Below are 26239 nucleotides of genomic sequence, written 5' to 3'. Positions count from 1 at the left end.
TACCGCATGCGCCTCGCCGGTCGCACTGCCTTGTGGCATTCGCCGTGCGCAGCTGTCGGGTACGTCGATGGTACGACCGGCCATCCGTCCATGAATGCTCATCGATGTCTCAGGACGACACAGGCCGCGCTCTGGAAGACTTTGAGCGGCAGACGGATATTAACCTTCATCGATCATGAATCGGACCGTGCGGTTCTCAGGAATCTGAGCCCAGGTTTTCGCAGGCACAAAGCGAGCTTCGATCCATGCATGGCCTGAAGGCGTCCGCCGTTCTCGGCACCCTCGTCGCTTTTCCGGCGACCGTGTTCGCCGCCGATCTTCCCAATCCCCGCACCACCAGCACCGAGTGGTACACCGGCGCCGAGGCGCAAGGCATCGACGACAGCTGGCGCGTCGCCGTGGACGGGTCCACCAGCGTCACCTCGAACAGCTCCGCCTTCGGCTCGGTGACGGGGACCATCGCCGCTGCCGGAACCCTGACCCAGAGCGGGCCGCGCGTGCGCATCGACGGCACTGCGGGGACCTACTCCTATCCAGGACAGGGCGTCGCGCAGCGCGTCACCGGTTACCAGCAGGAGGGCGCGGGCCTGCTCGGCTACGAGTGGATCTGGGCCGATGCGGCACTGGCCGGCTATCTCGGCTTCAACGTCCGCAGCAACCAGCTTTCCATCGCCGATCCGGGCAACCCCGTCGTCGGAACCGGGGTCGGCCTCAAGGTCGCGGCCAATTTCTACGCCACCCCCACGGACCGGACCATGGTCTCGGCCTATGGCTCGTACTCGACCAAGTTCAACGCCTATTACTCCCGTGTCCGGGCCGGCTACATGGTCGCCGACGGCGTCTATCTCGGCCCGGAGGCCCTGTTCCTCGGCGACGATTTCTTCCGGCAGTACCGTATCGGCGCGCACCTGACCGGCGTCCGGTTCGGGCCCGTGGCGATGTCGGTGGCGGCGGGCTTCGTCCAGGATCGCATCCAGGGCAGCGGCTACTATTCGAGTCTCGAAGCACGCATGCAGTTCTGAGGGGATCTCGGCGCACGGCCGGGCGTCATATCCGCCGAATCGGATCCGGACCGCTCGAGTATCGCGTGGATCTGACGACACGTCTGCGATCTTGTCGGACGCGTTCGCCACCCGAATCGGTCCCCGCGGCGGCATCGCTCGCGTGACACGCGCTCGGGTCCGGGTACCCTCGCACCGTGCAGCGACATTCTACCACAGGCACCGAATGCCCGGACGGCTCGACCTCCATCGATCGCCCGGCGCCGGCGCCGTCACCGCCTTACTGTGCAGCGCACAAGACATTTCTTCATCCGAGGCCGATTGTCAGATCGCCGTTGCGCCCTTGCGAGACGTTTCCGCTGCAACCAGGGGGAAAAACAATCGTCGGGCCCGGGAATTCCCTCGCGACGTCATAGATTCCGTATCCTGGACCTATCCTCTCCTCGCATCGCCGTCGTGCATTCATCGTTCTGGCAAATCGACACCTTCGCGAATTTGACGGTGTCCGATCCGTCCGGGTCGTACGCGACCGCTCCAGATCCTTCTGGCTGCCCCGAGGACGACTGTCGGCGCTTGTCCATCGACGCAAACAAGCCCTGATTAACCGGCTTTCATGCCTCTTTGGAAAGAACCCGGAGCCATACCGAGGTCCGGTGGGCGAAGAAGGAGCGCGGCGTGTGAGGATCGGGGTCCGATGGCTAGCGTGGATCGTCGCGACCGTTGCCGGTCTCGTCCTGCTCGGCCAGCCGGTCGGTGCTCAGAACCAGCTCGTGATGAGTCTCGCCGCGATGCTGGCGATGCTGGTGTTGTGGGTGTTCTTCGACGGCCCGCGTGCGCGCTTCGTGTTCCTCGCCCTCGGCTCCATGGTGGTGCTCCGCTACGTCCTGTGGCGGGTGACGAACACCCTGCCATCCCCGGGCGACCCCGTCGGCTTCGGCTTCGGCCTGGTGCTGCTGCTCGGTGAACTCTACTGCGTCTTCATTCTGTTCGTCAGCCTCATCATCAACGCCGATCCCCTCAGGCGTCCCCCGCCTCCCTTGGCGGCGGCGGCGGACCTTCCCGAGGTCGACGTGTTCGTGCCGACCTACAACGAGGACGAGAGCATCCTGGCGATGACCCTCGCGGCCGCGCGGCAGATGGACTACCCGGCGGACAAGCTCATCGTCTGGCTGCTCGACGACGGCGGCACGGACCAGAAATGTGCGGATGCCGACCCCGCCAAGGCCGCGGCGGCGCGCCAGCGCAGGATCGACCTCCAGCGGCTGTGCGGCGATCTCGGTTGCCATTACCTCACCCGCGAGCGCAACGAGCACGCCAAGGCGGGCAACCTCAACAACGGCCTCGCGCACGCACGTGGCGACGTCGTCGTGGTGTTCGATGCGGACCACGTGCCGTTCCGCTCGTTCCTCACCGAGACGGTCGGTCACTTCGCGCAGGACCCACGGCTCTTCCTGGTCCAGACCCCGCACGCGTTCCTGAACCCCGACCCTGTCGAGCGGAACCTGCGCACCTTCGACCGGATGCCGTCCGAGAACGAGATGTTCTATTCGGTGACGCAGCGCGGCCTCGACAAGTGGAACGGCTCGTTCTTCTGCGGGTCGGCGGCCCTCTTGCGGCGTACCGCCCTCGACGAGGCCGGCGGCTTCTCCGGCATCACCATCACGGAGGATTGCGAGACGGCGTTCGAGCTGCATTCGCGCGGCTGGACTAGCGTCTACGTCGACAAGCCCCTCATCGCCGGCTTGCAGCCCGACACGCTCACGGACTTCATCGGCCAGCGCTCGCGCTGGTGCCAGGGGATGTTCCAGATCCTGATGCTCAAGAATCCACTGTTCCAGAAGGGTCTCGAGCCGATCCAGAAGGTCGCCTACCTGTCGAGCATGACGTTCTGGTTCTTCCCCGTGCCGCGGCTGATCTTCATGTTCGCGCCGCTGCTGCACATCTTCTTTGACCTGAAGATCTTCGTCGCAAGCGTCGATGAGTCGATCGCCTACACGGCGACCTACATCGTCATCAACCTGATGCTGCAGAACTACGTCTACGGCAAGTTCCGCTGGCCGTTCGTCTCCGAACTATACGAGTACATCCAGGGCCTGTTCCTGGTCAAAGCCATCGTCTCCGTCATAGCCTCTCCGCGGAAACCGACTTTCAACGTCACCAACAAAGGTGCCACCCTCGACCACGACCACCTCTCGGCCCTGGCCGGTCCGTTCGTCGCCGTCTATCTGCTGTTGCTCGCGGGCTGCGGCGTCGCCGCCTATCGCTACCTGTTCGAGCCCGGCGTCACCAACCTGATGTTGGTCGTGGGCTTGTGGACCTTCTTCAACCTGATCACGGCCGGCGCGGCTTTGGGCGTCTGCGCCGAGCGCAAGGTGACGGAGCGGACGCCGTCCCTCGTCGTCGACCGCCAGGGCGCGCTGACACTGGGCGGCCGCGTCACCGACGTGACGGTGGAGCGCGTCTCGGCCGAGGCCTGCACGGTTCGGCTGAATGCCGCCTTCCTCGCCCCCGGCATGGGGCTGAAGCCGCTGCCCGGCAGCCTGTCGGTGGTGCCGGTGCCGGGCGCCCGCAGGGCCGGCCCGCTCTCGGTGACCTTGCTCGGCGTCGAGCGCACGCGTGACGAGGCGATCTGCCGCCTCGGCTTCGGTGCGCTCTCGACACAGGATTACGTCGCCCTGTCGGGCCTGATGTACGGCGAAGCCGACGCCATGCGCCGGTTTCAGCTGCGCCGCCGGCGCCACAAGGACCTGTTCACCGGAACGCTGCAGTTCGTGTGGTGGGGCTTGGTCGAGCCCGTGCGCGCCCTGCGCTACGCCTTCCTGCCGAAGCCGGTGCCGGCACCCGCGGCCGAGGCCCCGGCGGCGACCCAGACCCGTCCGAGCGAGAGCCCGCGCCTGGGTCTACGTCCGCCCGACTCGAATTTCGACCAGTTCGGCACGGCCCCAGGGTCGGCCGGTCCGGGTCCGGCGGGCTCGGGTCCCACCGCCCCGGGCCCGGCGCCGATCCGGCCGACCCCCGCGGCGGCCACGGCGAACGCACACGAGGCAGGGGCCGGCGACTGGGTCCGCCTGATGCTTGAGTTCGAGAACGAGCGCAGGCTTTCGGGCGGTCGTGCCGATCGCCGCAAGTCGGTGGCATCCTGATGCGCACGCTCTCGCGACGGCCTGTCCCACGGCTCCGCCGTCTGGTCCGCATCGTGCGGGCCACGGGCCTCTGCACGGTCCTGCTCGCAGGCGCGACGAACGCACAGACGTTCCTCGGCGGCAGACCCTCCGACCGGTTCGGCGGGCCCCCGGCTCCCGAGACGCAGCGCCCGGCCACCGCCCCGACGGGCGGCCCCAAGCTCGGCAATTCGCCCCCGGGCGGTCCCACGGCGGGCCGGGTCACCGAGGCCGGATCGACCATCGCGTCGGCGCGACGACTGCCCTCCGGGACGCGCGGCATGCGCCTCTCGGGCGAGGCCGACAGCCTGCAATATCCGGTGTTCCTCACCCCCGGTCAGGCCCGCGGCCCGGCCCGGATGCGCGTCTCCTACCTGTCGGCGATCTCGGTGGCCCCGGAATCCTCCGAGCTGACCGTCACGGTCAACGACGAGAAGATCGGTTGGACCCGGGTTCAGGCGCCGGGCGCGGTCAAAGTGGTCGAATTCGCGATACCGGACGGTCGCTTGAAGCCGGGCTACAATGCCGTGCGGCTCAGCGTGATCCAACGCCACCGTGTCGATTGCTCCGTCGATGCCACCTACGAATTGTGGACCCAGATCGATCCGTCCCGAACGGGGCTGGTGGTTCAGCCCGCCGGCCAGGACCTCGACCTGCGCAACCTCGCGGCGCTCGAACCGGACGAGAGCGGAGCCCTGCCGGTGCGTGTCCTGCTCACCGAGAAACCGAGCCTGAAACGCCTGCGACGCATGATCGGGGCGGTTCAGGCGATCGCCCTGGTCGGGCGCCTCGCGCGGCCGGCCGTGGAGTTCGGCGGTCCGATGGCGGGCCGTGCCGGCCTCAACCTCGTGGTCGGCACGGCCGAAGAGTTGCGCGGCGTCGACGGCGTGGCCGACCTCGGCGCGATCACGGGACCCAAGCTCGCGCTGCTTCCCGACCGGAGCGACCGTGCCCCCACCCTCGTGGTCACGGGTGCGGGCGACGCCGACGTGGCCGAGGCGATCCAGACCCTGGCGCGGGCGCGGGCACCGGAGGGGGCCGGGGGCGAGGATCTCGCAGACCTCACCCGTGGCTACGAGGTCTCGGGTGGCGAGACCCTGAGCCTCGATGCCGTCGGCATCGCCTCGCAGGAATTCAACGGCCGCCTGCTGCGCACGCGGTTCGAACTCCGGCTGCCCGCCGATTTCGTTCCGGCGGATTACGGGAAGGTGATGCTCCATCTGGCCGGGGCCTCCGCCGCGCGCCTGTCGCCGGAGGCGCGGATCATCGTCGACGTCAACGGCCGGAACGCCGCGAGCGTCCCCCTGGCCTATGCCAATGGGGAGCTGTTCGAGGACAGTGCGGTTCCGCTCCCCCTCGGCCTGTGGCGGCCCGGCCTGAACCGGATCGACATCTCCGCCCAGGTGCCGACGGACGCCGACCGGACCTGCGACACCCTGCAGCCGGGCTCGACCCAGGCGCGCTTCCTGCTCCTCCAGAAGACGCGCATCGTGATTCCGCGCCTCGCGCGCGCCGTGCGCAATCCGGATCTCGCCGCCGTGAAGGGCGGGGCGATCCCGTTCATCGCCGCCGGAGGCCAGCCCCGGCTCGTCCTGCCGACGCCGGACCGGGATTCGGCCGCCGCCGCCGCGGTGATCGCCGCCCGCCTCGCCATCGCGGCCAAGCGGATCATCGACTTCGAGGTGACCTCCGACCACGAGGGCGGGCGCGGCCCCGCCCTCGTGGTCGCCCCCGCCCGTGCACTCAATCCTGCCACCGTCGCGTCCGTGGGCCTCGACCCCGACCGTATCCGGCAGGGCTGGGAGGGTCGGGCAGAGACCGTCGCGGCGCCGGGACCCGCCGGCGCCGAAGGGATCCTCACCCTCGACCGGCTCCGGCGCAACGTTCCCATGCGCTGTGCCTTGCCATCCGCCGTGATGCCGCTTCGCCTCGCGGACGGAGCCGCCGAACGGGTCCGCGAGCGCCGCGCCGGACCGCCCGCCACACCGGTCCCGGCCCCGATGCAGACCGCCTCGCCCCTCGTCCAGCTCTCGGGCGCCGACGGCGACGGCGGCTCCTCGTCGGGAGACCTCGTCGCCAAGTGGGACCAGCGCCTGCGCGCCGGCCCGTCCTCCCTCGACACCCTGGCGGACGCCGGCAATGCCATCTCGGATCGCGCCCAGCAGGTGTGGCACGCCCTGGTGGACGGGGTCGGGATGGCGCCGGGCAAGTCCGTCGAGACCTTCGATGCCCGGGCCTCCCTGATCGTCGCCCAGGGCGCCGGTGCCTCGTTCGATTCCAGCGTCGTCCTGGTGACCGCTCCGAATGCGTGGCTCCTCAAGGCTTCGGCGTCCTGCCTCGTCGATCCGCGGGTTTGGACGAACCTCTTCGGACGTGCCGCCTTCCTCGACGCGGCGGAAGGCACCTTCACCATCGACCAGCCGGAGAGCGTAAGCGTGATCGAGACCCAGCCGCGCAGCCTGTCGAACCTTTGGCTGCTGGCCGCCGCGTGGCTGTCGCTCAATCCCGCGATCTACGTGGTCCTCATGCTGCTGGTGGCGCTCTGCCTCGGCCTGGCGACGGCGGCCCTGGTGCGCGATGTCGGCCGGAGCAACCGATGAAGCCGCTCGTCCACCGCGTCCGCGGGCTCGTCATGGCGGCCGCCCTCGGCCTCGCCCCGTCCATCGCGCCCGCGCAGACCACACCGAAACCGGCGCAGGCCCAGAAAGCCGAGCCGGCCGACGAGCCGACGCGCGAGATGTCCCGTCCCGCTCCCACGGGAACCGCCGTGCCGCCATCCACCGCCCTGCCGTCCGCCCCGGGCGATGGGAGCGGCCCAGCGACCACGGTCCCGGTTCTGGCGGGCGCCCTCGGGGATTCGCCCGGATGGCGCACCTACCGCGCCCGGTTCGTCACCGCGGCGGGGCGTGTCGTCGATACGGCGAACGGGTCCATCAGCCACAGCGAAGGCCAAGGTTACGGCATGCTCCTGGCGGTGGCCGCCGACGACCGCGCCACCTTCGAGCGGATCTGGGGCTGGACCCGCGCCAACCTGATGGTTCGCTCCGACGCGCTCCTGGCCTGGCGCTGGGCGCCGGACCAGCGCCCGGCCGTGTCCGACCTGAACAACGCCACGGATGGCGACCTCCTCGTCGCCTGGGCCCTCACCGAGGCGGCGGAAGCCTGGGGCGAAGGCGCCTACCGCACGGCCGCGCGCCGCATCGCCGTCGAGGTCGGCCGCAAGGCGATGCTGTTCAAGGACCCGCACGGCACTCTCCTGCTTCCGGCGGTGGCGGGGTTCTCGGCGGCCGACCGACCGGACGGCCCGCTAGTGAACCTGTCCTACTGGGTGTTTCCGGCGTTCCAGCGCCTCGGTCTCGTTGCCCCGGAATACGATTGGCAGGGCCTGATCCGGAGCGGAATCGACATCCTGCGCCAAGCCCGGTTCGGACCGTCACGCCTTCCCACGGAGTGGATCTCCATGAAGGCGGAGCCCCGCCCGGCCGACGGCTTTCCGGCGCTGTTCTCCTACAACGCGATCCGCGTGCCGCTCTATCTCGCCTGGGCGGGGGTGGGACGCCCGGAGGATTACGCGCCGTTCGCCACCCTGTGGAACAGCACGGACGTCGATCGCCTGCCCATCGTCGACACCCGCGACGGGCGCGCCATCGAATGGCTCACGGAGAGGGGCTACGCCGCGCTGGCCAGCCTCGTGGCCTGCGCCGCCGATGGCCGGGCCGTTCCGGCCGATTTCGAGACGGTGCGCGACACCGAGAACTACTATCCGACGACGGTGCAGCTCCTCAGCATGGTCGCGGTTCGGATGAGGTACGCGTCATGCCTGAAGCGCTGAGCCGTTCCTTCGGCAGCGAAGCCGTGCGCGTCGGCCTCGGGCTCCTCCTCGCCGGCGGTGTCGCCGGGGCCGCATTCGCCCAGACGCCGACGCCCGGTCGGCAGGTCGTCTATGGCGATGGTGCGCGTGCGCCCGCCATCCTGGCGGCTCCCACCACGGCCGCGACCCCCGGCATGGTGGACGAGAGCGCCCTGCGCTACTACGCGGCCCAGAAGCAGACGGCCCGGATGAAGGCCGAGATCGGCCGTCTGAAGCGGCTGTATCCGGGCTGGACCGAGCCGGAGGACCTCGACACCCTGAAGCCGAGCCCGCCGGAGGAAGCCCCGCTCTGGGACCTCTTCACCGCCGGCCGCTTCGACGACCTGCGGGAGGCGATCGCCAACCGCCGGGCGTCCGACCCCGCCTGGCAACCCTCCGAAGAACTGACGCGCAAGCTCCTGCGGGCCGAATTCCGAAGCCGGATCACCGCCTTGGGTACCGCACAGGGGGCAAAGCGCGCCGAGGATGTGGTCGCGCTGTATCGGGCCGACCAGGCCGCCCTCGACCCGTCCGACGTCGAGAGCATCTGGACCATCGCGGACAGCCTCGCCGCCATGGGCAGCACCGAGGAGGCGCAGACGCTCTATCGCTCGGTGCTTCAGGGCAACGCCGATGCGGGCGCGCGCCGGGCCACGATCCAGAAGGCCATGGCCTACCTGAAGATGGCTCAGGCCGAGGAACTCATCGCCCTCGGCCGCGGCGAGGCCGACCGGAAGGGCGACGGGAAAGCCGAGTTCGATCCGATCCGCCTCGACATCACCCGTGCGCAGATCGCCGCGTTTCTGCACGACGACCCGGCCCAGGAACCCAAGGTTCCGGACCTCGCGGCATTCCAGGCCTACGCCAAGGCGTCGAACGATCCAGGCCAGACCAGCCTGCTCGGGTGGTACGGCTACAAGCGGCGCCAGTATCGCGACGCCCTCGACTGGTTCAAGCTCGCCATCGCGCATGGCGGCGACGCCATGGTGGCGCACGGCCTCGCCCACACCCTGCGGGCCCTCAATCGGGTGCGGGACGCCGAGGAGGTAGCTTATGCGTGGCGGGACCGTTTCGTCGGCAACGAAATCCTCTACATCGATCTGCTGGAGCGCCGCCTGACGCAGGCCAACCCACCCTTCGTCGAGCCGGCCCGCATCGAGCGCTACGCGAAAGTGGTCGCGGCGTCCGGCTCGGGCGAGGGCGCCCAGGCCCTCGGCTGGTACGCCTACAATTCCTGCCAGTTCGAGGCGGCCCTGGAGTGGTTCCAGCGGGGCGTCGCCTGGCTCCCGGGCGAGACCACGGTGCTCGGCTACGCCCTGACCCTGCAACGGCTCAAGCGCCAGCGCGAGTATCTCGAGGTGATCAACCGCTACGACGGCCTGTTCCCGAAGGTGGTGGACCTCCTGTTCCGCGAGGATTTGGGCGGACCGCCGCTGCCGTGCCAGGCGACGCCTCAGCCCGCTGCGCGGCAGGCCGCCGCCGCACCGCCGGCTGCCGAGCCGAGCTATGGCCGGGTGCCGAAGCCCGGAACGTCCGCCCCGGGCGCCGCCGGCCTGCCGCCCGCGATCCAGCGCAAGGAATTCCCCCTCGCCGTCGCCCTCGACAACCCGCTGCGCTTTCCGGCGCCGTCGGCGCAGCGCCTCGTGACCGAGAACCCGCCCGGCACCTATGCGCCGGAACCGGTCATGCCGGCGCCACCCCTCGTGGCACGCCGGGTTCCCGGCGCGGGCGCCATGCCCTACGAGCGCTACGGCTTCGCCCTGCTGCCCGGCTACAACGGGAGCGACAAGCCGAGCGGCATGCCGCTTCCGGCCGCCGGTACCTTGTGGCGGCAGCAGGAGGCGGAGCGGACGGCGGTGCCGGGTCGCTCGGTTTCCGAGGACGATCGTTTCTCGGCGCCCGGCCGCGCCTCGGCGCTCGACGCAACCGGCGCGGACACTCGACGGGGCCTGCCTTGATCCACCACGTGCGCCGATTTCCTGCTGCCCGGTTCGCCGCCACCGCGGCCTTGGCCCTGCTCGCCATCGGCCCGGCGGCGCAGGCGGCGCCCGTACTGCGCCTGCCGGGCGCCGGGCGGGTGGTCGCCACGAACGACACCCTCGTGCGCGACGGCTTCGATCAGCGCATCCAGTTCGGCGGTGGCGCCGGCACCAATGCGGCGAATCTCGCCCTGCGCACTCAGACCGCCGATCTCGTCCTGGCTTTTCCGGCGAACCTGGCGCGGCCGAACCGCGCCGGGATCGACGCCGAGATCGCCGCCCTGTTTCCCGGTCAGATCCTGCGCGTGCTTCCGGTTCCGCGCCGGAACGCCTACGGCCCCGTCGGCATGGCCGTGGGCGCCGACTGTCTCTACGCTTGGCAGTGGATCGACCTGACCCCCGCCATGATGCAGGCCTCCGGCCGACCGCGCCTGTTCGGCGCCCTGAGCCGACCCGATCCCATCGGGGCGCTGTCGCTCCGCATCCGCCTGTGCCGGACCGAGCAGGCCAGCCTGCCGGACCTCATCGCAGCCGTGGAGAGCATGAGACTGGACCTCGTGGCGCGCCCCCGGGCGGATGTGGGGATCGCGCCTGCCGGCACCGAGCCCACCCGCATCCGGCGCCGCCCCCGCCCGGTCGCGGGCGCAGAGACGGCGCGGAGGGAGCGCGCCACGCCGCCGCGGCCGGTCGAGGCACGGACGAGACCCGAGCCCGCGCCCAAGGCCGGCGCCGTACCGGAAGCGGCCGGTCGCCGATTCATCGCCCCGGCGCCCTCGAACGAGGCCGTCGCGGCACCCGTCACCCGTCCGGTGCCGGGTGCCGTACCGGGTCCCGCGCCCGGCGGCCGGTACATCACCGATGTGATCCAGCAGCCCGAGGCGCCGGCCCGCGGGGTTCCGACGCCCGCGCCCAATCCGGTTGGGCGGCCGACGGGCGGTGAGGCCGTATCGTCGGACCTTCCAGCCCAGGCCTATCGCCCCGGCCAGCGCAGCCCTCGCTGAAACGCCCGCGACGGCGTCTTTCCCGCGATCGCGATCACGCCCCCTCGACCGCCCCGTCTTATGAGGTTAACCAACCCTTAAGACGCACGGCCTAGGTTGAGGGCGAGGGAATCCGGACATATGCCGGCCCTTCGGGAAGGGAGACGGCGTGCGTTGGGGGGCTGATCGCTGGCGGTTCTATCGGCTGATCGGCCGCGAGGTCGCTCAGGTTGCACGCAATATCTATGTGGGCGCCACCGGACGACCCGATATTCTTGCGGGTGCCCGGGTCACCGGCCTCGTCATCGCGCCCCATGACTTGCGCACCAGCGATGCCACTTTCGCGGACGACATCTACGCGGGGTTGTTCGTCTTCGCCGGGCGGTCCCTTTCCGTCAGCGGGCGTTCGCCGTTCGATTACGCGCCGCCATCCCCCGAATGGGCCGACGCCCTCTACGGTTTCGGCTGGCTGCGCCACCTGCGCGCCGCCGACACGGCCCTGGCCCGCGCCAACGCCCGTGCGTTCGTGGCCGACTTCATGGCCGGGCGCGGCGAGGCGGGGCTCGCCAAACCGACGCCCGTGGCGGCCCGCCGGCTCATCGCCTTCCTGTGCCAGTCCCCCCTGGTGCTGGAGGGGGCCGACCACGCCTTCTATCAGGCCTTCCTCAAGACCATCGGCCGGACTGCGCGCGATCTCGAGCGCGACCTACGGCGCGGGATCTCGCCCCAGACCCGGCTGCTCGCCGCCGTCGCGCTCTGCTACGCCGGGCTGTGCTGCGAGGGCATTCAGCCGATCCTGAGGCGAGCCACGCGCATCCTCGTGCGCGAACTCGAACGTCAGATCATGCCGGATGGCGGCCACCGCAGCCGCGATCCGCGCTTCGCCATGGAGCTGCTCCTCGACCTCCTGCCCCTGCGTCAAAGTTTCCTCGGGCGCGGCATCGACCCGCCGGAGGCGCTGCTTCACGCCGTCGACCGGATGCTGCCCCTCTTGCGGCTCCTGCGCCACGCCGACGCCTCGCTGAGCCACTTCAACGGCATGGGCGCCACCGCCGCCGACCATCTGGCCACCCTGCTGGTCTATGACGGTGCCATGGCCCAGCCCCTCATGCACGCGCCGAATTCGGGCTACGAGCGCCTGGAGGCCGGCCGCGTGCTCCTGGTCGCCGATGTCGGTGCGCCGCCGCCGCTGGTCGACTCGATCAACGCCGGAGCGGGCTGCCTCTCGTTCGAACTCTCGAGCGGCCCCCAGCGCATCGTCATCAATTGCGGCCTGCCGGCGAGCGGTCCGGAACTCCGGCGCCTCGCCCGCAGCACCGCCGCCCATTCCACGGCGACCATCGCCGATTCCTCTTCGTGCCGGTTCCTCACCGGGGGCGGGGCCTGGTACGAGCGCTGGGCGGTGACGTGGCTCGCCAGCCGCATCGGGCCCGTGGTCCTGCGCGGCCCCAAGGCCGTGAAGGCGGAGCGCACCCTCGATCCCGACGGTACGCGGGTGCTCGCCGCCCGCCACGACGGCTACGTCCCGGATTTCGGCCTCGTCCACGAGCGGCGCTGGCGCCTGGCCGCCGACGGGTCGGTTGTGGAAGGCGAGGATGCCTTCGTACGGTCGGGGTCGGCACGCGCGAGGGCCCACGAGGTCGCGATCCGCTTCCACCTCCACCCCGCCATCGCCGCCCGCGGCCGAGAGGAGGGCGGCCTCGAGCTCGTCTCGCCCATCGGCGAGGTCTGGCATGTCGAGGCCGAGGGCGCGCAGATGGCCTTGGAAGAGAGCGTCTACTTCGCCGGGCTGACGGGCGCACGACGCACGGACCAGATCGTCCTCTACCTCACGGTTTCGGAGGCCACCCGTGTGCGCTGGCGCTTCGCCAGGGCGACACCCACGACGGGCTGAGGACCACCCTGGTCGCCTGCCGGGCTTTCGTGTTAGGCGCCGAGCGGTTCCATCGCTTTCGACCGGACAGCCTTCCATGTCGCATGATCAGGTGCGGGTGACCCGCGCGCTCCTTTCCGTCTCGGACAAGGCGGGGCTCGTCGCGTTCGCCCGGGCCCTCGACGCACGCGGCATCGCCCTCGTCTCCACCGGCGGCACCCACCGCGAACTCCAGGCGGCGGGCCTGCCGGTGGCGGAAGTCGCCGATCTCACCGGCTACCCCGAGATGATGGACGGACGGGTCAAGACCCTGCACCCGGCGGTCCATGGCGGCCTCCTGGCGGTGCGCGACAATCCCGAGCATCAAGCCGCCCTCGCCGCTCACGGCATCGCCGCGATCGACCTCCTCGTGGTCAACCTCTACCCGTTCGAGGCCACCATCGCGCGTGACGCATCCTACGACGACTGCGTCGAGAACATCGATGTCGGCGGTCCGGCGATGATCCGCGCGGCGGCCAAGAACCACGCCGACGTGGCCGTGGTGGTCGATGTCGCCGATTACGGCGCGATCCTCGCCGAGCTCGATGCCCAGGGGGGCTCCCTCTGCGGCGGCACGCGCCGGGCGCTCGCGGGCAAGGCCTTCGCGCGCACCGCCGCCTACGACGCGGCCATCGCCAACTGGATGGCCGGGCAGGGCGAGGGCGCGGCCGGGACCTCGGCTCCGGCCTTCCGCGCCATCGGGGGGAGCCTCGCGCAAAGCCTGCGCTACGGCGAGAACCCGCATCAGAAGGCCGCCTTCTACCGGGCGCCGGGGCTCGTCCGCGCCGGAATCGCCAGCGCGCGCCAGCTCCAGGGCAAAGAGTTGTCCTACAACAACTTCAACGACACCGACGCGGCCTACGAATGCGTGGCCGAGTTCGATCCCGCCCGCGTCGCCGCGGTGGCGATCATCAAGCACGCCAATCCGTGCGGGGTCGCCGAGGGTGCGAGCCTCGTCGAGGCCTACGAGCGGGCCCTCGCCTGCGACCCGACCTCGGCCTTCGGCGGCATCGTCGCCCTGAACCGGACGCTGGACGCCGAGGCCGCGGCGCGGATCGTCGAGATCTTCACCGAGGTGATCATCGCGCCCGATGCGAGCCCCGAGGCCATCGCCATCGTGGCGGGAAAGAAGAACCTCCGGCTGCTCCTCGCCGGCGGCCTGCCCGACCCGCGCGCGACCGGCGAGACGGTGAAGACGTTGTCCGGCGGCTTCCTCGTTCAGGACCGGGATGCCGCCGTCATCGACGACATGCCGCTGGATGTGGTGACGAAGCGCGCGCCCACCGAGCGGGAATACGCCGACCTGCGCTTTGCCTACCGCATCGCCAAGCACGTGAAGTCGAACGCCATCGTGTATGCCCGCGACGGCGCAACCGTCGGCATCGGCGCCGGGCAGATGTCGCGGGTGGATTCCTCCCGCATCGCCGCCTGGAAGGCCGCCGAGGGTGCGGCGCGCATCGGAGCCGCCGAGAGCCTCGCCAAGGGTGCGGTAGTCGCCTCGGATGCGTTCTTCCCGTTCGCCGACGGCCTCCTCGCCGCGGCCGAAGCCGGTGCGACGGCGGTGATCCAGCCGGGCGGCTCCATGCGGGACGCCGAGGTGATCGCCGCCGCCGACGCCGCCGGCCTCGCGATGGTGTTCACCGGACACCGCCACTTCCGGCACTGATCTCGCAGGGCGCGCCGCCCGCGCAACGTGCCGCATCCCGACCGAGGCCTAACTCCATGACCGACACCCAGACCTCATCCCGCCGTGGCGAGCGCCGCGCGGCCGGCAAGCGCCTGCGCGATTCGGTGCCGCGCGAGTCCCACGCCGAATGGCAGCCGGCGCCGGGTCGCGATCCCCTGGCGATCCTGAACGCCGGCGATTCCGGCCGGCTCATCGAACTCATTCCCCTGCGCCACGAGCGCATGCGGGCGAACCCCTTCGCCTTCCTGCGCGGGGCCGCCGCCGTGATGGCCGCCGATCTCGTCGGTGCGCCGGCGCCGGGCATCCCGGTCCAGGCTTGCGGCGACTGCCATATCGGCAATTTCGGAGTGTATCGCAGCCCCGAAGGGCAGACCCTGTTCGACATCAACGATTTCGACGAGACCCTGTGGAACGTCGACTTCACCATCGACGTGAAGCGCCTCGCCGCCAGCGTCGCCGTCGCGGCCCTGTCGCAAGGCGAGGACAAGGCGCGCCGCGCGGCCCGGGCCGGCGTGCGGGCCTACCGCGAGCATATGCGGGCGCTCTCCGACCTGGCTCCGCTGAGCGTCTGGCACAGCCGGATCGACCTCGGACACGAGATCGGACGCCTCGGCGATGGCGACCTCTGCCGCAGTCTCCTGGCCAAGGCCGCCACCGAGACCTCCGACGGCCTCAGCCACGGGGACGCGCCCGACCTGGATCCGGCCACACAGCGTTCCGACCCGGCGCACTGGCGCATCGCCGACAAGGCGCCGACGATCTTCCATACCGGACCGAACGGCTTGACCGAGGCGGTCGACGAGGCGGCGGCGGCGCTGCTGACCTACCCGCAGAGCCTGACCGCCGACCGCAACCTCCTGGTGCTGCGCTACGTTCAGCGCGACGTGGCCTTCAAGGTCGTGGGGATCGGCTCCGTGGGCACGGTCTGCGCCGTCGGGATCTACGCCGATGCCGAAGGGGCGCCGCTGTTCCTTCAGATCAAGGAAGCGCGGCCCTCGGTTCTGGCTCCCCTGGCCCTGAGCCCGTTCTTCCTTGCGTCGGAGGGCCAGCGCGTCATCGACGGGCAGCGCATCATGCAGGCGGCGAGCGACCCGTTTCTCGGCACGTCCCATTCCGGGCCGAGCGGCCGCTCCTATTACGTGCGGCAGCTGAAGAACAAGAAGCTCTCGGCCGTGGCCGAGATCCTCGCCGAGAGCGGGGCGAAGGCCTACGCGAAGCTGTGCGGAACCACTCTCGCGCGAGCGCATGCGCGCTCCGGCGACGCGACCACCATCGCGGGCTACCTCGGACGGGGGTCGGCCTTCGACGAGGCCATCGCCGAGTTCGCCATCCGCTACGCGCGGCAGACTCAGGCCGATCACGCCGCGATGGTCGACGCGGAGGGGTGAACGCCGGCTCCGGCCGATCCCGCTCGCATCCGACGAAAAAGGCCCCGTCCTGCGACGGGGCCTTTTCTCATCCGCTGCCCGAAGGCGGGCGACGTCCGGACGAATGTGCCGGATATCGTCCCCCTTCGGGGTCCATGAGGCTCAGGCCGAGCGGGCCGGTGCCTCGTCGTAGGTGAAGATATCGCGATCCTTGGTCTCGGGGATGAACAGGGCCCCGATGACGGCGGTCGCGAGGGCGATGACGATCGGGTACCAGAGGCCGAAGTAGATATCGCCGGTCTGGGCCACCATGGCGAAGGCGGTGGCCGGCAGGAGGCCGCCGAACCAGCCGTTGCCGATGTGGTAGGGCAGCGACATCGAGGTGTAGCGGATTCGCGTCGGGAACAGCTCGACCAGGGCAGCCGCGATCGGGCCGTAGACCATCGTCACGTAGAGGACGAGGATCGTCAGGATGCCGATGATGGTCAGCTTCTGGGCCGAGAAGATGTCGATCATCTTGGCGAAGTTCGACAGGCCGTCCTTCGGGTCGATGACGATCTTCACGATGCTGGGGTTGTTGGCGGTCGGGTAGCCGGAGGCGGTGAGGGCGGCGCCGACATCCTTGGCGAAGGCCGGATCGGCGGCGGCGAACTCCTTGCCGGCGACGGTGACGGTGGCCTTGGTGCCGGCGGCGACCGGCTCTGTGGTGTAGTTCACCGCGGACCGGGCGAGCAGCGCCTTGGCGATGTCGCAGGAGTTGGTGAACTTGGCGGTGCCGACGGGATTGAACTGGAACGAGCAATCCGCCGGATCGGCCTTCACCACCACCTGGGTGTTCTGCTGGGCCGCGTGCAGGGCCGGATTGGCCGCAGCGGTCAGCGCCTTGAACAGCGGGAAGAAGGTCAGTGCCGCGATCACGCAACCGCCGAGGATGATCGGCTTGCGGCCGATCTTGTCGGAGAGCGCGCCGAAGAACAGGAACCCGCCGGTGCCGAGGATGAGCGACCAGGCGATGAGCACGTTGGCGGTGAACTGGTCGACCTTCAGGATCGTCTGCAGGAAGAACAGCGCGTAGAACTGACCGGTGTACCAGACCACGGCCTGGCCGGCGGTGAGGCCGAGCAGGGCGAGGAGGGCCCACTTGGCGTTACGCCACTGGCCGAACGCCTCGGAGAGCGGCGCCTTCGAGCCGGTGCCTTCTTCCTTCATCTTCTTGAAGGCCGGGCTCTCCTGCATCTGCAGGCGGATCCAGACGGAGACGCCGAGCAGCACGATGGAGACCAGGAACGGGATGCGCCAGCCCCAGGCGGCGAACGGCGTGATGGTGCCGGCCGTGCCGTCGGCCAGGGTGGTGGCCACGGGGGCGTAGTTGGCGTTCACGTAGATCTGGGTGAACAGGATCACCATCAGCGACAGCAGCAGCCCCAGGGTCGCCGTGGTCTGGATGAAGGCGGTGTAGAAGCCGCGCCGGCCGCGGGGGGCGTGCTCGGCCACGTAGACCGCCGCACCGCCATACTCGCCGCCGAGCGCCAGGCCCTGCAGCATCCGCAAAGCCAGCAGCGCAACGGGGGCGACCCAGCCGACGCCGTACTCGTTCATGGTCGCGTAGGAGGGCAGCAGGCCGACGACGAAGGTCGAAATGCCCATGATCAGGATGGTGATGAGGAAGGTGTACTTGCGGCCGACCATGTCGCCGAGACGGCCGAACACCAGGGCACCGAACGGACGCACGAGGAAGCCGGCGGCGAAGGCCAGCAGGGCGAAGACGTTGCGCGTGGCTTCCGGGTAGGCGGAGAAGAACTGCGCCCCGATGATCGCTGCGAGCGAACCATAGAGGTAGAAATCATACCACTCGAACACGGTGCCGAGTGAGGACGCCAGGATGACCTTCTTCTCGCCAGCACTCATCGGCCGCGTGGCCGAATCGCTGACGGGCATTGCGCTTGACGCAACCATAACGACGTTTCTCCAGTATTTCGATCGCCCGAACGTTGTCCGCCCGTAGCTGTTGGACCCTTGTGCGTATCCAAGTTGTCGTGGCCCGGGGTGGCATGAACCGGCCCCAGGTCCGCGAGCGACGTTCCTGAATGCGTCGGGCCGAATGCTAAGCGACGCCTCGATTTCGCCCAATAGCGCCGCAGCAACGGAGAGTACCGAATTCGAAACGAATTCCGCGAAATGACAATTATTTTTTGTTTTGGGCGAGGATTAAAGCGTCCACCCATGCGTAAAGGGGCGCGGATTGCGCCGCGCCCCTACAGATCTCGAGCTTTTCCGTCCTCGCAGCCTCAGTGTGCGTGCGCTCCGTCGGCACCGATTCCGGTCTCCGAACGGATGAACTGTGCCTCGAACGACGCCCGTTCGGCCTGGGCCCGACGGGTGTTGTCGAGCTTCGAGACGACGAAGATCGTCAGGAAGGCGAGCGGCATCGAGAACAGGGCCGGGTTGTCGTAGGGAAAGATGGCGACCGGATTGCCGAATGTGGTCACCCAGACGGCCTTCGACAGCACCACCATACCGACGGCTGCGACGAGGCCGACGAGGCCGCCGATGAGCGCCCCCCAGGTCGTCGTGCCCTTCCACAGGATGGACATGGCCAGGACCGGGAAGTTGCAGCTCGCCGCCACCGAGAAGGCGAGGCCCACCATGAAGGCGACGTTCTGGTTCTCGAAGACGTACCCGAGGTAGATCGCCACGATGCCGATGACGACGGCGGCGATCTTCGAGAGACGCACTTCCGCCGCCTCGTTGGTGCGCCCGCGGGCGATCACCTGGGCGTAGAGGTCGTGGCTGACCGCAGAGGCACCCGCCAGGGTCAGGCCCGCCACCACCGCCAGGATGGTCGCGAAGGCCACGGCCGAGATGAAGCCGAGGAAGTACGGACCGCCCACCGCGTTGGCTAGGTTCACCGCCACCATGTTGGTGCCGCCGATCATGCCCTTCAGCTTGTCGAAGGCGCCGGCCGCATCGAGGTTGAAGTAGGCCGGATCGGACATCAGCAGGGAGATGCCACCGAACCCGATGATGAACGTAAGGATATAGAAGTAGCCGATCAGACCGGTCGCATAGAACACCGACTTGCGGGCGGCCTGGGCGTCCGACACCGTGAAGAAGCGCATCAGGATATGCGGCAGGCCGGCGGTGCCGAACATCAGGCCGACGCCGAGCGAGATCGCCTCGATCGGGTTGTTGACGAGGCCGCCCGGCGCCATGATCGCGTCACCCTTCGGGTGCGTGGCGACGGCGGCGGCGAACAGGGTCTCGGGGTTGAAGCCGTAGCGGTAGAGCACCGCGCCGGCCATGAAGGTGGCCCCGCCCAGCAGCAGGCAGGCCTTGATCACCTGCACCCATGTGGTCGCCTTCATGCCGCCGAAGGCGACGTAGACGATCATCAGCACGCCGACGATGATGACGGCGTAGAGATAGGGCAGGCCGAACAGGAGCTGGATCAGTTTCCCCGCGCCGACCATCTGGGCGATCAGATAGAACGCCACCACCACAAGCGTGCCGGTGGCCGAGATGATGCGGATCGAGGTCTGGTCGAGGCGGAAGCTCGCCACGTCCGCGAACGTGAACTTCCCGAGATTGCGCAGGCGCTCGGCGATGAGGAACAGCACGATCGGCCAGCCGACGAGGAAGCCGGTGGAGTAGATCAGCCCGTCGAAGCCCGAGGTGTAGACGAGGCCGGAGATTCCGAGGAACGAGGCGGCCGACATGTAATCGCCCGCGATGGCGAGCGAGTTGGTTCCGGCCGAGATGCCGCCGCCGGCGGCGTAGAAGTCGGCGGCCGACTTGGTGCCCTTGGCGGCCTTGTAGGTGATGCCGAGGGTGAAGATCACGAAGAACGCGAACATGCCGATGGCCGGCCAGTTCGTCGCCGATTTCGTGACGTTGCCGAGGTCCGGGCCGGCCGCGTAGGCGACGCTGGCGGCGAGGCCCGCGAGGGTGGTGCCGAGGACGATGGGGTGCCGGAGGCGGATCATCGGCCGAGATCCCGCTTCAGCGCGGCGGTCAGGTCATCGTAGCGGCCGTTGGCGCGCTGGACGTAGATGCCCGTGAGGATGAAGGCGAGCACGATCACGGTGACGCCGAGGACGAGGCCGAGGGAGGCGGTGCCGCCGCCGATCTTCACGGCCAGCAGCGCCTTGTCGAACGCGATGAGGCCGATGAAGCCGAAGTAGATCAACAGCATGATGGCGGTGAGCGTCCAGCCGAACCGCGTGCGCTCGTGGACGAGCTCTTGGAAACGCGGATTCTGCGCGACGCGCGCAGTCTCGAGATCCGACATGACATGATCCTCCCCGGGCGCTGTCTCTTGACGGACCAGCATCCCGTTGTGACGAAGCGTGTGTGCGAACGCAGGTGCGCGGGCATCGGAATGCCCGCGCGGATGATCGGACCGGTGTCGCTCAGTGAGTCCGGTTCTGGCGATTCTCGATGAGGTCGTCGACGACCGCCGGCTCGGCGAGGGTCGAGGTATCGCCGAGGGACGAGAACTCGTCCTCCGCGATCTTGCGCAGGATGCGACGCATGATCTTGCCCGAGCGGGTCTTCGGCAGACCGGGCGCGAACTGGATCAGGTCCGGAGACGCGATCGGGCCGATATCCTTGCGGACCCAGGCCACGAGCTGCTTGCGCAGGTCGTCCGAGCCCTCCTCGCCCTCCATCAGGGTGACGTAGGCGTAGATGCCCTGTCCCTTCATGGCATGGGGATACCCGACCACCGCCGCCTCGGAGACCTTGGCGTGGGCCACGAGGGAGGATTCCACCTCCGCCGTTCCCATCCGGTGCCCCGAGACGTTGATCACGTCGTCGACACGCCCCGTGATCCAGTAATAGCCGTCGGCGTCGCGCCGGCAGCCGTCACCCGTGAAGTAGGTTCCGGGATAGGTCGCGAAGTAGGTCTGCTCGAAGCGCTCGTGGTCGCCGTAGACCGTGCGCATCTGGCCGGGCCAGGAATCGGCGATGCACAGATTACCCTCGCACGGACCGTCGAGGACCTTGCCTTCGGCATCGACGATGATCGGCTGCACGCCGAAGAACGGCCGGGTGGCCGAGCCGGGCTTGAGCTTGGTGGCGCCCGGCAGGGGGGTGATGAGGATGCCGCCGGTCTCGGTCTGCCACCAGGTGTCGACGATGGGGCACCGGGAATCGCCCACCACCTTGAAGTACCACTCCCAGGCCTCGGGGTTGATCGGTTCGCCGACGGAGCCGAGGACCCGCAGGGACGACCGCGAGGTCCGCTTCACCGGGGCCTCGCCGCCGCCCATGAGGGAGCGGATGGCGGTGGGCGCGGTGTAGAAGATGTTGACCTTGTGCTTGTCGACGACATCCCAGAAGCGGGAGTTCGACGGATAGGTCGGGATGCCCTCGAACATCAGCGTCGTGGCGCCGTTGGCGAGCGGCCCGTAGACGATGTAGCTGTGCCCCGTCACCCAGCCGACATCGGCGGTGCACCAGTAGACCTCGCCCTCGCGATAATCGAAGACGTATTGGTGCGTCATCGACGCGTAGACAAGGTAGCCGCCGGTGGTGTGGACCACGCCCTTGGGCTGGCCGGTGGAGCCAGAGGTGTAGAGGATGAAGAGCGGGTGCTCGGCCTCCACGGCCTCGGCCGGGCACTCGTCGGTGACCTGAGCGGCGGCCTCGTCGTAATAGACGTCGCGGCCCGGCTCCATGGCGACGTCGGAGCCCGTGCGGCGCACCACCACCACGTGGTCCACGGCGTCCTTGCCGAGACGCGCGATGGCCGCATCGACATTGGCCTTCAGCGGAACCTTGCGGCCGCCGCGCAGGCCCTCGTCGGCCGTGATGACGAGCTTGGAGGCGCAGCCCTCGATGCGGCCGGCGAGGGAATCCGGCGAGAACCCGCCGAACACGATGGAATGGATCGCCCCGAGCCGCGCGCAGGCGAGCATGGCGTAGGCGGCCTCGGGAATCATCGGCAGGTAGAGGGTGACGCGGTCACCCTTCGAGACGCCGCGATTGCGCAGCACGTTCGCCATCCGGCAGACTTCGGCGTGAAGCTGACGGTAGGTGATGTGCTTGGATTCCGTCGGGTCGTCGCCCTCCCAGATGATCGCGACCTGATCGCCGCGTGTCTCGAGGTGGCGATCGATGCAGTTGTAGGCGACGTTGGTGCGTCCGTCCTCGAACCACCTGATGTCGATATTGCCCGGCTCGAAGCTGGTCTGCTTCACCTTGGTGAACGGTGTGGACCAGTCGATCCGCTTGCCGTGCTCGCCCCAGAATGCGGCAGGATCGTCGACGGAGGCCCTGTACATGGCCTGATACTTCGCATCGTCCACATGGGCACCTTCGACCCACTCGGTGCGGACTGCCACCACCTTCTCGTCCATGACGTTTTCCCTGAGCGGTGCCCGATCGTATCGCGATGATCCGCGCAGCCGGGGCTTCCCAAAACCTTCTTATGCTTAGGGGGATAGTCGCTGCAAGCACCTTACCGGCGAGACTTCTGGACAGGTTGCCCGAAGATCGGGCGGTGGCGCAGTCAGTTGCAGCCGGTGCAGATTCCCGACCCGATCTTGCGGTCGAGGGTGCGCTCCCGCCGGGTCGGCTCGGCGGATTCCCGGGGGCCCGCGCCGTCGAGGGCCCGGCCCGGCGGCTTGGTCACCCCGGTGGAGGTGATGTTGCGAAATTCGCCGGCGGATTCGAGGTTCTTCAGGGGCGCGGCGTCCGTCCCCTGCGCCGGGGCGGGGGTGGCGGCCAAGGCCATCAGACCTGCGACCAGGAACACACGGCTCGATACGATCCTGAGCATGGGAACCTCCTGCTTTTTCAGACAACGCGCGGAGCCTGCGCGAGGTTCTAGCCTTCCGCGCGCCGGCTCGCCTGGGCTGCGGGGAACAGCATCTCCACCAGGGTACCCTCGTCCTTGCGGCTGGTGATCCGGAACTCGCCGCGGTTGGCCTCCACCAGGGCCTTGGTGATCGGCAGGCCGAGGCCGGTGTCACCACCCGGGCGCGGGCCCTGCACCGGCGCGGCGCGGTAAGGCTCCAGCAGGGTCTCGATCTCGTCGGGCGTGAGGCCGATGCCGGTGTCGCGGACCCTGAGGGCGATCTCGCCCCGGTCGGCCATGGTGGTGGAGACGATGACCTGACCGCCGGCCTCGGTGAAGCGGATCGCATTGGCGATGACCGTCAAGGCCGCCTGACGCATGGAGCGTTCGTCGGCGAGCAGCGGCGCGAGATCGGCGGAGAAACTCGTCCGCACCACGATGCGCTCGCGCGCGGCCTCCGGCTGCATCTGAGCGACGCAGCGCGAGACGAGATCGTTCAGGGGAATCTCGGTGAAGTCGAGATCGAGATGCCCGGCCTCGATCCGGGCGAGGTCGTTGAGATCGTCGACGAGGCCCAGAACCTCCGAACCGGATTTGCGAATGTCGTCGAGGTAGTTGCGGTAGCGCTCGTTGCCCAGGGGACCGAAGGGCTCGGTGAGCATCAGATCCGTGAACCCGAGGATGCCGCTCATCGGCGTCCGGATGGCGTGGCTGACGCGCGCCAGGAACGCCGATTTCCGAACGTTCGCCGTCTCGGCGAGACGCAGGGCCTCCGAGGAGGAGGACGCTGCATCCTGGGTGAGCCGCACATCCGGCCCGCGCTGCGGACGAAGGATCGCGCAGAGCCGGGTCTCGGCGTCGCGCGGGACCGTGCGGATGGTCAGCCGGAGGGGGAGGGGGCCGTCCGGCCCGCGGGCGATCACTTCGCAGGCCGCTTCGCCGGGGGACGATCCCGGTTCGGGAACGCCATGCGTGGCGGCCAGCACGTCGACGGCGCTTTCAGGCGCGAACAGACTGAGGAAACTTTCACCCACGACCTCGCGGGGATCGGCACCGAACAGAGCGGCGGCCGCACGGTTGAGGGCGAGGATGCGGGCGCTGTCGTCCAGGGTGACGACCCCCTCGTCGAGGGCGTCGAGGATGCCGAGGGCGTCCTGGGCACGGCGAGCGGCGAAATCCTGCGCGATCCGCTCGGCCGTTCGTGCGCGGGCCGGTTCGTCCCTCACAGCGTCGCGCGCGAGAAGAATTTCGGCCGGGCGGCCGCACCAATCGATGGCCGAGCGCTGGAGTTCGACGCCGCGATGGGCGCCGTCGCGCGCCGTCAGGATCGCGGGCGCGTCGCTCGTCGGGCGTTCGTGCGGGGGCAGGCCGCGGAACAGGTGAGCGATGCCGCCGGCCGCCACGAGGGCCGGGAAATCGGGAAACCCGGCGAGATCGAGGAGCGTGCGGTTGGCGAACAGGACGTCGTCGCCCCGATAGACGAGTACGCCCGTGGGCAGGCGTTCGAGCGTGGCGACCACGGCCGCGTCCGGCGCCGGCTCCTCCGGCTCAGGCGCCCGGGGCGGCGGTCCGGGAAATGCCATCACGGCGCCGCTCGGGTTGGCACGTCCCTCGTCGCGCGAAGCCTCCGCCAGATCGTCGCCGGCGAAACGCGCACCCAGGGCGCGGGCGATCTCGCGGAACGCCGCATGCTCGTGAGTCGTCAGGGACTCGTGGGTCACCGGTGTTTCTTGGGTCACCGGTGTTTCTTGGGTCACCGGTGTTTCTTGGGTCACCGGTGTTTCTTGGGTCGTCGGGGATAGATCGACGTCCGGGGCCGGCGTGCCGGATGCGGCTTCCGACGGCGAGGGTTCCGAGATCAGCTCGTCCGGAGCGGTCTCGAGTCGTTGCGTCGGGCCCTCCTGCGGTGCGGCCTCGGAGAGTGGTACCGGGGTGGGGGGGGTCGGGACGACCGCTTCGGGTTCGGATACAGCAGCGGCCTCGACGCCGCGCACGATGCCGAAGCCCGCGAACCCGCGTGGCGGCTGTCCGGTGCGCGCCAGCGGCGCCCCGGACAGGTCGAGTTCGACGACACGGCTCGGGCCGGCGAGGTGGATGCCCAAGGGGATCGCCCGGAACGTGCGGTTGGCGGCGAGGACGGCGAGCAGACCTTCGGCATCCCGGGCGATGCCGCCTTGCGACAAAGCGGTCCAGGATCGCCCGACGATCGCGCCGCGCAGGAGTGCGCCGGCCGGACCGTCCACACGCACGAGGGTGCCGGCCGCATCGGTCGTCCAGGTGAAGCGCGGAACGGCGCTCGGCTCGGCTGGCACATCCGCGGGCACATCCGCCTCCGCCGCAGGCAGGGAGGACGCGGCGGGCGGGACCGTCTCGGGATGCCCGCTCGGAGCAGCCGGCACGACGGGGCGCAGTCGGGGAACGGCCTCCGTCAGGACGAGAACCCGCACGACGCGACCGTCGGACACCGTCCCCAGAACCACGAGACAGGTCGTCGGCGGGGCAAGGCCGCGCCGGTCGAACCGGATGCGGGTCAGGGCGGGCCGGGGCGTCGCCTGGATCTGCGCAGCGAGACGAAGGCTCGGCAGGACGACCCCGTTCGCGTCCGCGATGGCATGCGCCAAAGGACGTGCCGCACTGGATGCGTGGACGAGGCGGGTACCGGCCTCGTCGAAGATCAGCAGGGCGCAGCCGGGCACGTTCAGGAGCGGCCCGAGGCGCGGTTCGCCCCCGAGACTCCGCACCAGGGCTCCCAGCGCCGCATCGTCCGGGACAAGCCCTTCGACCCCGTTATCGAACATTCGCACCCGTTTCACGTGGCGAGCTTATGGAGAGGATGTTTTCTCTTAACCCCAGCCGGGCCGGAGAGTGGACATCAATCGGTGGCGCCACACGTTTACCTGTTGTCAATCTTAATGCAGCCGCACAGGGTGGCATAGGGCGGACGGTGTGTTATTGTGCAGCGCACAACGAACGAATCAACAAGCAGTCCAAGAAGGAGAGGATGATGACCAGCACCCCGAATTATGAAGTTCCCGCCGAGATGCGCGACTTCGCCGAGAAGAGTGTCGATCAGGCCCGCAAGGCCTTCGATTCATTCATCAGCGCCGCCCGGCGCACAGCCGATACGGTCCAGGGTTCGGCCGAGACCGCCCGCACCAGCGCGCACGACGTGTCCGCCCGCGGCTTCGAGTTCGCCGAGCAGAACGTGACGGCGGCCTTCGACCTCGCCCAGAAGCTGGTCCGCTCGCGCGACCTCCAGGAGGCCATGCAGCATCAGGCCGAGTTCGTCCGCAGCCAGTTCGCGGCGATCCAGGCGCAGGCCAAGGAGTTCGGCGGTCTCGCTCAGACGGCGATGCAGCAGAGCGCAGAGAAGGCCAAGGGCGTCATGCAGGAATCGGCCGAGCAGGCCCGCAAGGCCATGGAGCAGGGTGCCGAAGCCGCGCGTAAGGCCGGCGCCGACACCGAGCAGGCCCTGCGCAACGCCACCAACAACTGAGATCCGG

At 69.3% G+C, this 26239-nt stretch carries 16 protein-coding genes; 10 read left to right on the top strand and 6 right to left on the bottom strand.

What is annotated here, in order from left to right:
- Positions 1-245: 245 nt before the first annotated feature.
- The 9 genes from bcsS (at position 246) to ASF22_RS05175 (ending at position 15958) form a co-directional block, all read left to right on the top strand.
- The gene (bcsS, locus tag ASF22_RS05215; RefSeq protein ID WP_056173566.1) at positions 246-1022 is read left to right on the top strand and encodes a cellulose biosynthesis protein BcsS; all 777 of its coding nucleotides are present in this window, start codon (positions 246-248) and stop codon (positions 1020-1022) included.
- A 656-nt stretch (positions 1023-1678) separates the two neighbouring features.
- Positions 1679-4144, top strand: a complete 2466-nt coding sequence (gene bcsA, locus ASF22_RS05210) for a UDP-forming cellulose synthase catalytic subunit (protein WP_056262128.1) — start codon at positions 1679-1681, stop codon at positions 4142-4144.
- The gene (locus tag ASF22_RS05205; RefSeq protein ID WP_056262125.1) at positions 4144-6762 is read left to right on the top strand and encodes a cellulose biosynthesis cyclic di-GMP-binding regulatory protein BcsB; all 2619 of its coding nucleotides are present in this window, start codon (positions 4144-4146) and stop codon (positions 6760-6762) included. Before bcsA ends, ASF22_RS05205 begins: the two co-directional genes overlap by 1 nt.
- Positions 6759-7994 carry a glycosyl hydrolase family 8 gene (locus tag ASF22_RS05200; protein ID WP_056262124.1) on the top strand — a complete coding sequence of 412 codons (1236 nt, stop codon included), beginning with the start codon at positions 6759-6761 and terminating at the stop codon, positions 7992-7994. The genes ASF22_RS05205 and ASF22_RS05200 overlap by 4 nt, the downstream gene beginning before the upstream one ends.
- Positions 7979-9970 carry a tetratricopeptide repeat protein gene (locus ASF22_RS05195; protein WP_056262120.1) on the top strand — a complete coding sequence of 664 codons (1992 nt, stop codon included), beginning with the start codon at positions 7979-7981 and terminating at the stop codon, positions 9968-9970. The genes ASF22_RS05200 and ASF22_RS05195 overlap by 16 nt, the downstream gene beginning before the upstream one ends.
- Positions 9971-9978: 8 nt before the next feature.
- Entirely contained in the window at positions 9979-10992 is a 1014-nt protein-coding gene (bcsN, locus tag ASF22_RS05190; protein WP_056262242.1) for a cellulose biosynthesis protein BcsN, read from the top strand.
- A gap of 148 nt (positions 10993-11140) precedes the next feature.
- The gene (locus ASF22_RS05185; RefSeq protein ID WP_056262116.1) at positions 11141-12865 is read left to right on the top strand and encodes a heparinase II/III family protein; all 1725 of its coding nucleotides are present in this window, start codon (positions 11141-11143) and stop codon (positions 12863-12865) included.
- 76 nt (positions 12866-12941) lie between these two features.
- Positions 12942-14549 carry a bifunctional phosphoribosylaminoimidazolecarboxamide formyltransferase/IMP cyclohydrolase gene (gene purH, locus ASF22_RS05180; RefSeq protein ID WP_056262112.1) on the top strand — a complete coding sequence of 536 codons (1608 nt, stop codon included), beginning with the start codon at positions 12942-12944 and terminating at the stop codon, positions 14547-14549.
- 56 nt (positions 14550-14605) lie between these two features.
- Positions 14606-15958, top strand: a complete 1353-nt coding sequence (locus ASF22_RS05175) for a DUF2252 domain-containing protein (protein WP_056262110.1) — start codon at positions 14606-14608, stop codon at positions 15956-15958.
- Between the two features lie 141 nt (positions 15959-16099).
- On the opposite strand, the gene ASF22_RS05170 is transcribed toward ASF22_RS05175, so the two are convergent.
- The 6 genes from ASF22_RS05170 to ASF22_RS05145 all read right to left on the bottom strand — a co-directional run bounded on the left by ASF22_RS05170 (position 16100) and on the right by ASF22_RS05145 (position 25534).
- The gene (locus tag ASF22_RS05170) at positions 16100-17845 is read right to left on the bottom strand and encodes an MFS transporter (protein WP_082479296.1); all 1746 of its coding nucleotides are present in this window, start codon (positions 17843-17845) and stop codon (positions 16100-16102) included.
- A 380-nt stretch (positions 17846-18225) separates the two neighbouring features.
- A complete protein-coding gene (locus tag ASF22_RS05165; RefSeq protein ID WP_056173592.1) occupies positions 18226-19920 on the bottom strand; it encodes a cation acetate symporter in 1695 nt (564 codons plus the stop codon).
- Positions 19917-20225, bottom strand: a complete 309-nt coding sequence (locus ASF22_RS05160) for a DUF485 domain-containing protein (protein WP_056173595.1) — start codon at positions 20223-20225, stop codon at positions 19917-19919. Before ASF22_RS05160 ends, ASF22_RS05165 begins: the two co-directional genes overlap by 4 nt.
- Positions 20226-20346: 121 nt before the next feature.
- Complete coding sequence (acs, locus tag ASF22_RS05155) at positions 20347-22296, bottom strand: acetate--CoA ligase (RefSeq protein ID WP_056262107.1); 1950 nt, start codon at positions 22294-22296, stop codon at positions 20347-20349.
- 152 nt (positions 22297-22448) lie between these two features.
- On the bottom strand, positions 22449-22718 hold the full coding sequence (locus ASF22_RS05150; protein ID WP_056262105.1) for a hypothetical protein: 270 nt from the start codon (positions 22716-22718) through the stop codon (positions 22449-22451).
- 47 nt (positions 22719-22765) lie between these two features.
- Complete coding sequence (locus ASF22_RS05145) at positions 22766-25534, bottom strand: ATP-binding protein (RefSeq protein ID WP_056262103.1); 2769 nt, start codon at positions 25532-25534, stop codon at positions 22766-22768.
- 206 nt (positions 25535-25740) lie between these two features.
- Here ASF22_RS05145 and ASF22_RS05140 point away from each other — a divergent pair, with 206 nt between their 5' ends.
- Positions 25741-26232 carry a phasin gene (locus ASF22_RS05140; RefSeq protein WP_056174137.1) on the top strand — a complete coding sequence of 164 codons (492 nt, stop codon included), beginning with the start codon at positions 25741-25743 and terminating at the stop codon, positions 26230-26232.
- The last annotated feature ends 7 nt before the right edge of the window (positions 26233-26239 follow it).

Origin of the sequence: Methylobacterium sp. Leaf87 (genome assembly GCF_001422775.1) — a bacterium.
Lineage (GTDB): Bacteria > Pseudomonadota > Alphaproteobacteria > Rhizobiales > Beijerinckiaceae > Methylobacterium.
This window is presented reverse-complemented; position numbering and strand designations above follow the sequence as displayed.